The sequence below is a fragment of the Erwinia sp. LJJL01 genome (assembly GCF_047300805.2).
GTDB lineage: Bacteria > Pseudomonadota > Gammaproteobacteria > Enterobacterales > Enterobacteriaceae > Erwinia > Erwinia aphidicola.
This window is the reverse complement of record NZ_CP178576.1, coordinates 1,780,881-1,793,320: the sequence shown is the minus strand read 5'-3', so window position 1 is coordinate 1,793,320 and position 12,440 is coordinate 1,780,881. Positions and strand designations below refer to the sequence as shown.

10 protein-coding genes are annotated in these 12,440 nt (G+C 55.4%); 7 read left to right on the top strand and 3 right to left on the bottom strand.

Going from position 1 to position 12,440, the window contains the following annotated elements:
- Positions 1-98: 98 nt before the first annotated feature.
- Positions 99-1,277, top strand: a complete 1,179-nt coding sequence (locus ACLI4M_RS09170; protein WP_336225999.1) for an MFS transporter — start codon at positions 99-101, stop codon at positions 1,275-1,277.
- A gap of 19 nt (positions 1,278-1,296) precedes the next feature.
- Positions 1,297-2,322 carry an alpha/beta hydrolase gene (locus ACLI4M_RS09165; protein ID WP_133622411.1) on the top strand — a complete coding sequence of 342 codons (1,026 nt, stop codon included), beginning with the start codon at positions 1,297-1,299 and terminating at the stop codon, positions 2,320-2,322.
- A 16-nt stretch (positions 2,323-2,338) separates the two neighbouring features.
- On the opposite strand, the gene ACLI4M_RS09160 is transcribed toward ACLI4M_RS09165, so the two are convergent.
- On the bottom strand, positions 2,339-3,307 hold the full coding sequence (locus ACLI4M_RS09160) for a metallophosphoesterase (RefSeq protein ID WP_133622412.1): 969 nt from the start codon (positions 3,305-3,307) through the stop codon (positions 2,339-2,341).
- A 683-nt stretch (positions 3,308-3,990) separates the two neighbouring features.
- On the opposite strand from ACLI4M_RS09160, the gene ACLI4M_RS09155 reads away from it, so the two are divergent.
- Complete coding sequence (locus tag ACLI4M_RS09155; RefSeq protein ID WP_133622413.1) at positions 3,991-7,197, top strand: autotransporter outer membrane beta-barrel domain-containing protein; 3,207 nt, start codon at positions 3,991-3,993, stop codon at positions 7,195-7,197.
- 69 nt (positions 7,198-7,266) lie between these two features.
- Complete coding sequence (locus ACLI4M_RS09150) at positions 7,267-7,713, top strand: CaiF/GrlA family transcriptional regulator (RefSeq protein ID WP_133622414.1); 447 nt, start codon at positions 7,267-7,269, stop codon at positions 7,711-7,713.
- On the opposite strand, the gene ACLI4M_RS09145 is transcribed toward ACLI4M_RS09150, so the two are convergent.
- Together ACLI4M_RS09145 and ACLI4M_RS09140 are read right to left on the bottom strand one after the other, a co-directional pair.
- Entirely contained in the window at positions 7,682-8,353 is a 672-nt protein-coding gene (locus tag ACLI4M_RS09145) for a hypothetical protein (protein ID WP_133622415.1), read from the bottom strand. The two genes, ACLI4M_RS09150 and ACLI4M_RS09145, sit on opposite strands and share 32 nt — an antisense overlap.
- Before the next feature lie 131 nt (positions 8,354-8,484).
- Positions 8,485-9,075 (bottom strand): HD domain-containing protein, encoded by a 591-nt coding sequence (locus tag ACLI4M_RS09140; protein ID WP_048917858.1) that lies wholly within the window; start codon positions 9,073-9,075, stop codon positions 8,485-8,487.
- Positions 9,076-9,139: 64 nt separating this feature from the next.
- Here ACLI4M_RS09140 and ACLI4M_RS09135 point away from each other — a divergent pair, with 64 nt between their 5' ends.
- From ACLI4M_RS09135 to eptB, 3 genes are all read left to right on the top strand, one after another.
- Entirely contained in the window at positions 9,140-9,598 is a 459-nt protein-coding gene (locus ACLI4M_RS09135; RefSeq protein WP_048917857.1) for a MarR family winged helix-turn-helix transcriptional regulator, read from the top strand.
- A 93-nt stretch (positions 9,599-9,691) separates the two neighbouring features.
- Positions 9,692-10,123: an organic hydroperoxide resistance protein gene (locus tag ACLI4M_RS09130; protein WP_048917856.1), complete on the top strand. Its 432-nt coding sequence runs from the start codon at positions 9,692-9,694 to the stop codon at positions 10,121-10,123.
- A 328-nt stretch (positions 10,124-10,451) separates the two neighbouring features.
- Positions 10,452-12,119 carry a kdo(2)-lipid A phosphoethanolamine 7''-transferase gene (gene eptB, locus ACLI4M_RS09125; RefSeq protein ID WP_133622416.1) on the top strand — a complete coding sequence of 556 codons (1,668 nt, stop codon included), beginning with the start codon at positions 10,452-10,454 and terminating at the stop codon, positions 12,117-12,119.
- Positions 12,120-12,440: the final 321 nt, after the last annotated feature.

The following is a 12,440-nucleotide window of genomic DNA, read 5'->3' as shown; positions in this document are numbered from 1 at the left end:
TTGATTAGCTAGTCAGCATACTTCACGCGTGTAGAATTTTCACCCAGAAACTGGCGCTAGCGCAGCCACGCGCGGCGCAATGATAAGGAAACAGTGTGATGACCATGAGCGATAGCAGGGCACAGCAGGCTGCCGCCCACTGGGGCGGGGTACTGGCGATGACGCTGTGCGTGTTTGCCCTGGTGGCGTCCGAATTTATGCCGGTCAGCCTGCTGACGCCGGTAGCGCGTGACCTCGGCGTCAGTGAAGGGCTGGCAGGGCAGGGTATTGCTATCTCCGGGGCTTTTGCCCTTCTGGCCAGCCTGCTGATCCCGGCGCTGGCGGGCAATCTCAACCGTAAAACGCTCCTGCTGGCGATGACCGCGCTGATGGCGATTTCCGGCGCGACCATCGCGCTGGCGGCCAGCTATCCGGGCTATATGGCAGGCCGCGCGCTGATTGGCGTGGCTATCGGCGGCTTCTGGTCACTCTCTGCCGCTACCGCCATCCGCCTGGTGCCCGCGCAGCAGGTGCCGCGCGCGCTGGCGATTTTTAACGGCGGCAACGCGCTGGCTACCGTTATTGCCGCCCCGCTTGGCAGCTATCTGGGCGCGGTGATCGGCTGGCGCGGCGCGTTCCTCTGCCTGGTGCCGGTGGCGCTGATTGCCTTTATCTGGCAGTGGTTCACGCTGCCGGCAATGCACACCGACAGCCGCGCAGCGCGCAGCGGCAACGTTTTTCGCCTGCTGGCGAACCCGCTAGTGGCGTTGGGGATAGCGGCCTGCGGCCTGTTCTTTATGGGGCAGTTCGCGCTGTTTACCTACCTGCGCCCGTTCCTTGAAACCGTCACCAAAGTTGAGGTCTCCACGCTGTCGCTGATCCTGCTGGCTATCGGCGTGATGGGGCTGGTGGGAACGCTGGCGATCGCCAGGTTGTTAACCCTGGGACTGTATCCCACGCTGATCGCCATTCCCCTGCTGATGGCCGCGACCGCGATAGCGCTGATGCTCTTCGCCCATCAGCTGTGGACAGTTGCCGCACTGCTGGGGTTCTGGGGGCTGGTTGCTACCGCCGCACCGACCGGGTGGTGGACCTGGGTCGCCCGCACGTTACCCGAGGATGCGGAAGCGGGTGGCGGGCTGATGGTCGCCGTGGTGCAGCTCTCTATCGCGCTGGGTTCCACGGTCGGCGGGCTGGCCTTTGACCACCGCGGCTACCACAGCACCTTCACGATTAGCGCGCTGCTGCTGCTGGCGGCAGCCCTGCTGGCCCTGCTGGCCTCGCGCAAAGATAACTAAACCCCACTGAGGACTGACCATGAGAAGATTTGCCATGCTGTTAGGGCTGTTAATTAGCGCGTTTGCCGCCAGCTCCGCCGATATGTCGCGCGGCGCGGATAATTTTTATCAGAGTAAAGAGCTCACCCGGCAGAAAGTCACGTTCAAAAATCAGTATCAGATGGACGTCACCGGCTATCTGTTTACGCCGAAAGGCATGGATCAGAATGATAAGCATGCGGCGATAATTGTCGGCCACCCGATGGGCGCGGTGAAAGAGCAGAGCGCCAGCCTGTATGCGCAGAAGCTGGCGGAGCAGGGATTTGTCACGCTGGCGATTGATGTCTCTTTCTGGGGCGAGAGCGCCGGCCAGCCGCGTAATGCAGTGGCGCCGGATATCTACGCCGAGTCTTTCAGCGCGGCAGTGGACTATCTGGGCACGCGTTCCTTCGTTGACCGCCGGCGTATTGGCGTGCTGGGGATTTGCGGCAGCGGCAGCTTCGCGATCAGCGCCGCGAAGATCGACCCGCGCATGAAAGCGATCGCCACCGTCAGCATGTACGATATGGGTGCCGCGAACCGCAGCGGGCTTAATCACTCGCTAACGCTGGAGCAGCGTAAAAAAATTATCGCCGAAGCGGCCGCCCAGCGCGACGTGGAGTTCGCCGGCGGTGAAACAAAATACACCAGCGGCACCGTGCATAAAATTGATGCAAACTCGTCCGCGATTGAAAAAGAGTTTTATGATTTCTACCGTACGCCGCGCGGGGAGTTTACCCCGAAAGGTTCTTCCCCATTGCTGACCACGCATCCCACGCTGACCAGCAACGTGAAGTTTATGAATTTCTATCCGCTCAACGATATCGAAACCATCTCTCCGCGTCCGATGCTGTTTATCACCGGCGATGCGGCGCATTCGAAGGAGTTCAGTGAGCGGGCTTACCAACTGGCGGGCCAGCCGAAAGAGCTGGTGATCGTGCCGAATGCCGGGCATGTCGATCTCTACGATCGTACCGATCTGATCCCGTTCGCTAAGCTGGCTGCCTTCTTTAAGGATCGTTTGTAGCAATCCCCACATCGGGTCAGGATGTCTGACCCGATGTGATTGAATCCGCCGCCAGAATCCGGCTCACTTCCCCGCCGTAACCTTTCACCCGCAGCACGCCATCCAGCAGCTCCACCACCGCGAACGGCACGCTATCGGCGCCGTCGAGCATCCCTTTCAGGGTGATAAAATCGGTATTGCCGATGCGCGCATAGCCACCGCGATGGTCGTGGCCGCTAAAGCAGGCGCGCACCCGGTAGCGGCACAGCAGCGCGGCAAGTTCGCCGCCGTTCCACAGGTTATGGCTGTTGTGTGGCGCCAGCGGATAGTGGCCGAATACCACCACCGTTTCTGCATGCTGCTCAGCAGCAATCAGCTGCTGCTCAATCCACGCCATCTGCTGCGCACCCACCGCGCCGTTCCACGGTTTAGCCTGCGGCTGGTTGCGCGCCAGCAGATCGGCGAGCTGCGCTTCGGCCTGATGCCGCTCGTCGCCGTTGCCCTGATTGCAGTACAGGCTGATGTCATTGCCATCAAAGACGATAAAGCGGAACCCGGCGAGGCGGAACTGATAGTAGCTTTTCGGCAGCCCGGCGGGCGGCGTATGCGCGCCGCTCAGGCGGTCGGAGATCGCGCGCGCATCATGGTTGCCAATCACCATCGCATGCGGATGAAGCAGGGTTTCATACAGCGGCAGAATCGCCTGGTAGCTGGACCAGTGGCGGTCCACCAGGTCACCGAGCGTCACGACGAAATCGAGCGGCTGCTGGTTCAGCGCATCTATCGCCTGCGGCAGCTTGTGCAGCGCGTGGCGGTAATAGAGGTTCTTCGGCACGTCGGCATCGACGTCGGCGTACTGCGGGTCGGCGATCAGGCCAAAGCGCAGCGTGGCGTCCAGCGGCGTAACCGCATTCAGCTGCGGCGGGCGGTAGAGCGCCGCGACGCAGCCGAGCGCCTGCTGCTGCAGCGCCGAGAGTGGGTGAGGGTGGGCTTCAAATGAGTTCATGTGGTGATGCCGCTTCTGTGCCTGGTTCCCTAAAGGTGAACTAAGCTAGCGAAGCTGAATGAACCTTTTATTAATTCTTTGTGAAATTTTCAAAAAGAATAACTTTGCTGGATGAATTGCGATTTTTTTCTGGAGTATTTTAATTATTTGAAGGGTTGAAAATATATTCCCGCACGCCTTTTTACTGCCTTTGATTAAATGTGCTACAGATAGACCGGGCGATTTATTTTAAACATGGAAATAATGGGCTGGTCATCTATTAAAAAATTCATAGCGACATTTATAGCTGTTAAATCGGCATTTATGTTGCATTTATAATCAGCTGATAATGAGCATTTAAGGTTTTTTATGATTAAAAATCATGGTGATAGGTTTTTTAGCGCTCTGGGCTTCTGTCGTTAAGTGTTAGTGTATCAATAAAATAAATTGATCCTTATGATCATTTATTCTTACTTTACACTTATTAGCTGCAATCAACAGACTCACTAGTACTCTATCTATTTAAAAGAGGGTATTAAGCGTCCGCATTAATCTTTTTTGATAATTTAAGTTGCTCAAACCCTTTCGCTGGAATAAATCTTATTCTGGTGTGGAGGGCTTTTTTAGAAATAAAAGGATAAGTGAAAACAGCTGCCAGCAGGCCGGTTGTTTAATCATTTTTTATAAAAAAAGGAATTGCAGTGATGAAAAAAAATAGCTTCAGGCTGAGTACATTAACCGTTGCCATTTTCGTCGGTTTTAGCGGTACTGCAGGCGCAACGCCAGCAGTAAAAGACACCACGGCACTCAGTCATAACGGCCCGGGACAATATACTGGCGGCGGGTCGGTATTTATTGGCGGTGACAACCTCTCAGTCGTTAATGATGCCGTGACCGGCTCCCGCTGGGTCGGTATCAACCCAAACACCCCCGGATTTGCCGCACTGGTGAATAGCAGCGGCTACAAAGCCTACATGGATGCCAATGCGCCATCCCTCGCCGGAGATGCTCACTCTCCAATCGGTGAAGACGACCAGCGTGCCGTTCACGGCGAACGTCTGGCCCACTCACAGGGTAAAGAGAGTTATTCCGTGCCCGTTGGCGTGGTTGACGGCCTGAAAATGGGCACTGCCGAGGGGCGCTATCAAAAAACCCAGACCGTTACGCTCTATCAGCGTGATGCATCAGGCGCTATCCAGTACCAAAAGAACGCCGACGGTAGCGTTAAGCTGGATACTGCGGGCAATCAGATACCTGTGACCGTCAGCAAAACCCTGGTACTGGAGCGTAACTCTGATGTCTATATCAAACCGGTGACCACCAACGGCGGTAGCTTCGGTCTGCAAAATGCGGCGATCTACACCAAAGTCGTTAGCCTGAAAAACGATATCACCGCCGCCGTTGCCGTTAACGGTAACCTGCAGGAAAACAGCGCTAGCCAGCGCGCGCGCGACGTGCTGATCGTAAAAAATACCACTATCGATAACACGCTGGACCAGGACGCGGTGCGCGTTGGTGCTGCCGGTAATGTCGGCGGGGGCGGCAATGATGAGTACGCGCATAGCGAACGTCCATCCGCCACCGGCCTGAGCATCAACAGCAGCAGCGTTGACTATCAGTTTGATAAAGAGGGCCATAAGCTCAACAGCGGCGTGCTGACTCATCAGGTGGCAAAAAGCGCAAATGTGCTGTTGGATAACGCGCACATCGTGGCGAAGAACATTGCTGCGGTGCGCAGGGATGATAATGGCGAGGCCCTCAATCACGGCATCGATTATGGCCGTTATGCCGACAAAGGCTCAACGGCAGTCGCCATCGCCGGTTCTGGCCTGTTTGTCTCGATCGGCAACCAATCTACCCTGACCGGGGGTGTCAACAATGCCGGTAATGCGCTGAGTATGTCGGGCCACGCTAACCGCGTTGACCTGAACAATTCGACGCTGAACGGCAGCGTGCAGCTGAACCATGATGGCTACCGCCCGGTTATCACCGTATCCGTGGTGCGCGACAGTAAAACCGGTGATTATGTGGCTAACGGCACAGCAGTGGATAACACCAACCTGCTGGACCGTCAGCACAACGGCACTACCCTGAATATCGGCAACAGCAGCGTGGTGAATGGTGATATCACCGCATCTGGTCAGAGTGGCTATGACGTGCAGCTGGTGGATGTGACGGCGACAGATGCCCCCGTCCCGCTGGCACAAAGCGATATCCTCGCCTCACTTTCCGCCAGCGCAATCTATAAAAATGCCGTGAGCAGCGCAAACCAGACTCTGCTGGCAAACGCCGGTGGCGCCTGGACTCCCGTAACGGTTAATCTCGACCACAGCACTTTGAATGGTCGCGTCGCGGGCAACACTTCTCTATCCCAGCCGGACTTTATTGTGGGTGGCACTAATGTGATCGCGTGGAATCCGGATCTGAACGTGAAAAACGGTGCCGTATGGAATGCCGCAGCCACCGCCAGTAATTATCCGGCCGTGAGTGATGTGCATGACCTGAATCTGTCTGCTTCCACCCTGAATATGATCAATGTGGATACCGACGGCTCAACCCTTGGCGATCGCGGTCGTTATGAAGACCTCGGCGCCGCCCGCGTGGTGGTGCACGGTAACCTGTCGCAGGATAAAGATGGCAAAGGTCACTACCTGACCTCACGGGTTAACATCGGGAAAGCCGTGGCTGAGCCGTTGCTGAATCTGGGCGGTGAATACACCTACGGCTCCATGCAGGTGAAAGGTTCAGCACAGGGCTTGTATCAGCTGGCGATAGCTAACTCCGGCGCTGAGCCATATGCCAAAGAGGGCTATATCGCTGATCGTGGCGATAATAATGGCGCCAGCAGCTATAACCCGCACAGCTTTGTCAACTATGTGGGCCAGGGCAGCGATGCACACTTCTATGGCCGCACTGAGATGGGTGTCTGGCAGTATGAGGCGGTTGATCAGTACAACGATAGCGTTCATGACGAACACAACGTGTACTTTAAAAACAACGGTCACTTGTCCAACAGCGCCGCCACGGCGCTGAGCATGGCCGCCTCACAGGTCAACGTTGCCAGTATGGAGACGGATGCACTGGCCCAGCATATGACGGCTTCGCGTCACGCGGGTGATGAGGGCGGCGTGTGGGTTGCATACTTCGGCGGCAAGAGCAAAAACACTACCAATGCCGGGGCTAAATATAAGCTGAACACCAACGGTGTGATGTTGGGTGTGGATAACCTGTTTGATGCCAGGAATGGTGGCAGCTGGTTAGCCGGTCTGGCCTTCTCTTCTGCACGTTCAGATATGAATGTGATGAACAGCAGCGGCGATCTGGACAGCTACGGTGCGCAGTTCTATCTGTCGCGTCACTTCGATAATGGCATCTTTGTTGATACTCACGCGCAGTTTGACCACTTCAGCAACAGCGGCGACGCCCATATGCTCGACGGCCAGCGTTCACGTTCTGACTTCTCCGGCAACGGCTATGGTCTGGGCATGAAGTTGGGTTACACCTGGACCGATCGGGGCTACTTCGCTGAACCCTATATCAAAGCGACCGGCCGTACCTTTGATGGTGTGCACTACACCATGAACAACGGCATGGTGGTGAATGGTGACGACTACAAATCACTGCAGGGCGAGATAGGTGCTGATGTGGGTTACACCTTCGATATCAATCAGGGTTACGTAAAGCCTTACTTTCATCTGGCAGGCATCAACGAATTTGCCGACAGCAATGAGATGAAGCTGAACAACGTAAGCATGAACAACAGTATCGATGGCGCTGCGGTTCAGGTGGGGGCCGGTGCCGAGGTGAAACTGATGAAGGATGTCGGGGGTTACGCCAGCTTCAACTACACCAAAGGCGATGATATCTCTCGCCCATGGCAGGCGAACGTAGGGTTAAGTTACTCATGGTAATTGCCTGTTAACACTATCCCCATCTCGTCCTGGGATGGGGATAGTTTTCCGGCTAAGGATAGCGAGCATATGATGAAAAAAATCGCAGTGTGTGCAGAAAAAAAACAACCCGGGACCAGCAAAATTGTCAGGCAAAGCAATCATGACGGCGGGCGCGTGCCTGACGAACTGAGTGAATATGCCGACAAGCCGTTATATATCCTGATCGCCCTGTGGTGCTGCCGCCAGAAGAGCTGGGTCGGCCGCAAGCAGATCTCCGCCGCGTTTGCTATTACGGAACGGCGGGCCTCCTTCCAGATATCCTACATCCTGCGAAAAACGGCGATTGTTCGCATCCAGGCGCGTAAAACAAAAGCAGAAGGCTCACGCCACCGGTGCCACGAAATCTTTATCGAACATGTTTTCTTACTGCCGGAGAAACAGGAAGAGATCACCTCCGCAACCCCGCTTGCCGACGTTGCGAGCCCCAAACCCGATGCGCTGGCTACTGAGCTGAAGATGTCCGGGCAAGCCTGATGGTTGAGGCAGACCTATCTTCCTGCTCTACAGCATGGCCGGCGCGTTGCCATAAATAGCTGAAGGTAGCGAACAGACAGAGTGAATAGCCCAACAGTTCGCTGCCCTCTTCTGCCATGTTCTTCACCGTCCGATTGTAACCATCCAGCATCAGATGCTGCCAAAGCTCGTGCATGCCAAACAGCCGTGAAAAGACCAGAATGGTGATCATTCCTGCCGTCATCATGTTCCATGCCGGGTGGCGCATAAAGGCTGCCAGACCGCTGATGAGGATGGCGGGTTTACGCAGAGCGATAGCCAGACAGCTCAACGCAACGGCCAGCGCAAACCAGAACCAGCTGCCGTGGCGCCACTCATCGAACAGGAAATCCATCTCGCGGATCAGCATGCAGCAGAAAAAGCCACCGGCCAGCACCATCATCGACCGCTCCGCTGGCGAACGCCAGGCGCGCCAGAAAAACAGCAGCGCCATCAGTCCCAGCATGATCTCCTGAGCGCACTCGGTGAAAGAGGCCTCATGGACGGCGTTATTCATCCACACCACGTCGATAAAGATCAGGCCCATCATCAGGCTGAGAAAGGCTGCCAGGCCGATAAAAGAGAGTGTTTTATTTATAATTATTCGTAAATCTGCAGACATGATGCCTCCCGGTGTCACAAGGGACGGCAATTATAGGGAGCGTTTTTTTGGAAACTACTCCTTTTATGCTTTACTGAAATTTGCGACACAAAAAGCTAAGTCAGTGCGTCACAAACCAGCGCGCCGCAGCGTTACTCTTTGAGGCGGTATTTTGCTTCCTGTTGAATAAACCAGCTTTCCGGGACGTTATGCGGCGGCTGGCTGAGCTGACTAATCCCCTGCTCGATAACCTGTTCTGCCTGCTGCCACAGCGTCCGGTTTCCGGCGGTAAGAAGCTGGATCTGCACGCGTTTCTCAATCAGGTAGACCCTGGCAAAATGCGGATCGAAATGAACAATTGAACGCGTGTTGTCGATAATGTCGGCCAGCTTGATAGTTTGTGCATCGGGGCTGGCCTGTTGGGTGTGGCGGAAATGGGCGAGTTTGCGCGCCGCCCGGTTCTGCCCGGCAGTGGCACCGCGATTGGTCAGCATCTCAACCAGCGAAGCCACCCGCTCGCCGAAGTCGTTGCGGATATCATTCAAGGTGTTCGGCGTGTCTTCAACGGTGTCGTGCAGCCATGCGGCGGCCAGCATCTCTTCGTCGTCACAGACGCTGCGCACCAGTTCAACCACCGCCGCCGGATGGACAATATAGGGCTCATCGGTATATTTGCGGCGCTGGCCCGCGTCGGCATGGGCTTTGGTGGCATAGCGACGCGCCTGCTCTTCCAGTGTTTGCAGCATGATTTTCTCCCGGGCATAAAGTCGCTTGCAATTATATAGCGCACTATTTATATTGTTTGTCATGACTACAGATAAAGATGACAAAAAAGTGAAGGATGCGCCACTGCTGCTCGACCAGCAGCTGTGCTTCGCACTTTATTCTGCCAACCTGGCGCTGCATAAGCTCTACCGCCAGCTGCTGGCCCCACTGGAGATCACCTATCCGCAATATCTGGTGATGATGGTGCTGTGGGAGCGGGATGATGTCACGGTCTCTGAGATTGGCGAACGCCTGTTTCTCGATTCGGCAACCTTAACCCCGCTGCTGAAACGGCTGGAAACGGCGGGGCTGCTGCACCGTCAGCGCTCGCGCAAGGATGAGCGTCAGGTGGTAGTGACCTTAACGCAGCAGGGTGAACAGCTGCGCCAGAAGGCGCTGAATATACCCGAGTCGGTACACTGTGCCTCTGCCTGCGAAGTCGAAAAATTACAGGCGTTGAAAGGCGAACTGGAAACGCTGCGCGATAACCTTAACGGCTGATCGCGTGGCGAAGATAAAAGCAACATTAACCCTATAGAGTCATTTAAATAGCACGCGATTTAATCGCGACCAAATCAACTGAGGAGCCTTACCATGTCTTTAGAAAAAGTTGTCTACCGCGCAAAAGCCAAAGCCACCGGTGGTCGTGATGGCCGTGCCACTTCCTCCGACGGCGTGCTGGATATTAAACTGGGCGTGCCGAAAGAGATGGGCGGGGCAGGCGGTGAAGTGACCAACCCGGAGCAGCTGTTCGCCGCTGGTTACTCTGCCTGCTTCCTCGGCGCGATGAAGTTTGTTGCCGGCCGTGACAAGTTCTCCATGCCGAAAGAGGCATTTATCGAAGGCGAAGTGGGTATTGGCCCGCTGCCGACTGGTTTTGGCATTGAAGCGACGCTGAATATTCATCTGCCGGGCATGGACAGCGCTGAAGCGCAGAAGCTGGTGGATGCGGCACATATCGTCTGCCCTTACTCTAACGCCACGCGCGGCAATATCGACGTCACGCTGAATATTATCAACGACTAACACCTTACTTTTGCAGCGATACCGCCAGGTATCGCTGCCGCAACGGGGCAGTTTTCTCGCCCCGTTTGCTGTTTTACCAGACAACCACGTGACCGTTTTATCGCTACATTGCCGAAAATATCGCCGTTGCGCAGACTAACCCCCCGCAAGTGTGTTTTACTAACGCCCCTTCTGTGAGATCGCCCCTTACCCACCATCAGACTTCTCTGGTTATTGGCGGCATTAAGGATTATTGGCTTTGTCGTCGAACTCTGACGCAGTGCCAGGGTCTGATTAGCGTTCAGAACGTGTTTAGTAATTGTTTGGTTAAAGCCAGGATTAAGGTCGAATGAATTATATTAAAATGCTTACCCAGCAGAAATTGTCGTTATTGCTGGCTTTGTATATCGGGATTTTACTGAATATCCCGGTATTTTATCGTCGTTTCGAACCCCTATTGGCGAAATTTGACGCCCTCAAGGCGTTCTCGATGCTGGCCGAAGTGATGGCGGCATTCCTGCTCTCCTTCTTCCTGCTGCGCCTGCTCTCGCTGGGCGGAAAATGGTTCTGGCGCATTACCGTCAGTCTGCTGACGGTGATCTCCGTTTCAGCCAGCTACTATATGACCTTCTTCAACGTGGTGATCGGCTACGGCATTATTGCCTCAGTGATGACCACCGATACCGACCTGTCTAAAGAAGTGGTGGGCTACCACTTTATCCTGTGGATGGTGCTGGTCAGCATCATCCCGCTGGTGCTGATCTGGTGTAACCGCCTGCCCGGCACGCTGCTGGCACAGATGAAAACCCCGGGGCAGCGCATAAAGCCGCTGCTGACGCTGTTACTCTCCCTGCTGCTGGTCTGGGGGCCTATCCGCTACCTCGACAAGCAGCAAAGTGCCAATGAAAAGCAGACCAACGTTGACCTGCCTAGCTATGGCGGGGTTGTTGCACACTCCTATCTGCCGTCTAACTGGGTGACGGCGCTGGGGCTGTTTGCCTACACCAGCTATGACGAAGAGATGGACAGCAAAGGCCTGTTCGACCCGGCAAAGAAGTTTACCTATAACGCCCCGGCGGGACTGGACGATACCTATGTGGTGTTTGTGATTGGTGAAACCACGCGCTGGGACCATATGGGAATGCTGGGTTACAGTCGCGATAACACGCCGAAGCTGTCGAAAGAGAAGAACCTGGTGGCATTCCGCGGTGAATCCTGTGACACCTCAACTAAGCTCTCCCTGCGCTGCATGTTCGTGCGCGAAGGCGGGACAGAGGAAGGCCCGGCGCGCACGCTGAAAGAGCAGAACGTCTTCTCGGTGCTGAAAGAGCTGGGCTTCAGCTCAGATCTGTACGCGATGCAGAGCGAAGTGTGGTTCTACAACAACACTAACGCGGATAGCTATGCCTTCCGCGAGCAGATCGGTTCAGAGCAGCGTAATCAGGGTAAATCGGTTGACGATATGCTGCTGATCCCGGAGCTGAAAACCTCGATTGATGACCATCCTAAGGGCAAGCATCTGGTTATCCTGCACACCAAAGGCTCGCACTACCTGTATTCTCAGCGCTATCCGCGCAGTTTCGCCCGCTACCAGCCGGAATGTATGGGCGTGGACGATACCTGCAGTAAAGAGATGTTGATTAACGCCTATGACAACTCGATTCTGTATGTCGACACCATGCTCGACAGCGTGTTTGATCAGCTGCGCGATAAGAAAGCCATCGTGTTCTATGCTGCGGACCACGGCGAGTCGATCGACGAGAACATGCACCTGCACGGCACGCCGCGCAACATGGCACCACCGGAGCAGTTCCGCGTGCCGATGATGGTGTGGGCGTCGGATAAGTATCTTGAAGACCCGAATAACAAAAGCGCCTTTGAGCGCCTGCAGGCCGAGCAGAAGGCGGGTAAAACCCACCGTCACGTTGAGCTGTTCGACACCATTCTCGGCTGCCTGGGCTACACCTCGCCGGATGGCGGCATCAAGCAGGCCAACAACTGGTGTGCGAAACCGTAACGCGGGGCAACCTCTTCCCCGTAGTGGCTGACCCTCTTTTCCGGTCAGCCATTTTAACCGGGCCGATCGAAACAGAAGATCGGCCCTACGGTTCATGTCACCTTGCGTTGGACACGGGCCGACCGGAAAAAAAGGGTCGACACCCACAGGCGGTGGATTGCCGAATATTCTGCTACTCCCGCGTTTTTACCCGCCTACTTTCCCTGCCAAAAAAATTCCTTATTACCCGCATAAATTCCTTATCCCACCTGCGATCGCTCACTTAATTCGCGCCGCGTTGCGCTTATGACCGCTCCTGACTTGTTGATCGTTTCTTATACC

Bases quoted from the DNA above. Each gene is read 5' to 3' on its own strand.
- ACLI4M_RS09170 (WP_336225999.1), top strand. From the start codon at position 99: ATGACCATGAGCGATAGCAGGGCACAGCAGGCTGCCGCCCACTGGGGC.
- ACLI4M_RS09165 (WP_133622411.1), top strand. From the start codon at position 1,297: ATGAGAAGATTTGCCATGCTGTTAGGGCTGTTAATTAGCGCGTTTGCC.
- ACLI4M_RS09160 (WP_133622412.1), bottom strand. From the start codon at position 3,307: ATGAACTCATTTGAAGCCCACCCTCACCCACTCTCGGCGCTGCAGCAG.
- ACLI4M_RS09155 (WP_133622413.1), top strand. From the start codon at position 3,991: ATGAAAAAAAATAGCTTCAGGCTGAGTACATTAACCGTTGCCATTTTC.
- ACLI4M_RS09150 (WP_133622414.1), top strand. From the start codon at position 7,267: ATGATGAAAAAAATCGCAGTGTGTGCAGAAAAAAAACAACCCGGGACC.
- ACLI4M_RS09145 (WP_133622415.1), bottom strand. From the start codon at position 8,353: ATGTCTGCAGATTTACGAATAATTATAAATAAAACACTCTCTTTTATC.
- ACLI4M_RS09135 (WP_048917857.1), top strand. From the start codon at position 9,140: ATGACTACAGATAAAGATGACAAAAAAGTGAAGGATGCGCCACTGCTG.
- ACLI4M_RS09130 (WP_048917856.1), top strand. From the start codon at position 9,692: ATGTCTTTAGAAAAAGTTGTCTACCGCGCAAAAGCCAAAGCCACCGGT.
- eptB (WP_133622416.1), top strand. From the start codon at position 10,452: ATGAATTATATTAAAATGCTTACCCAGCAGAAATTGTCGTTATTGCTG.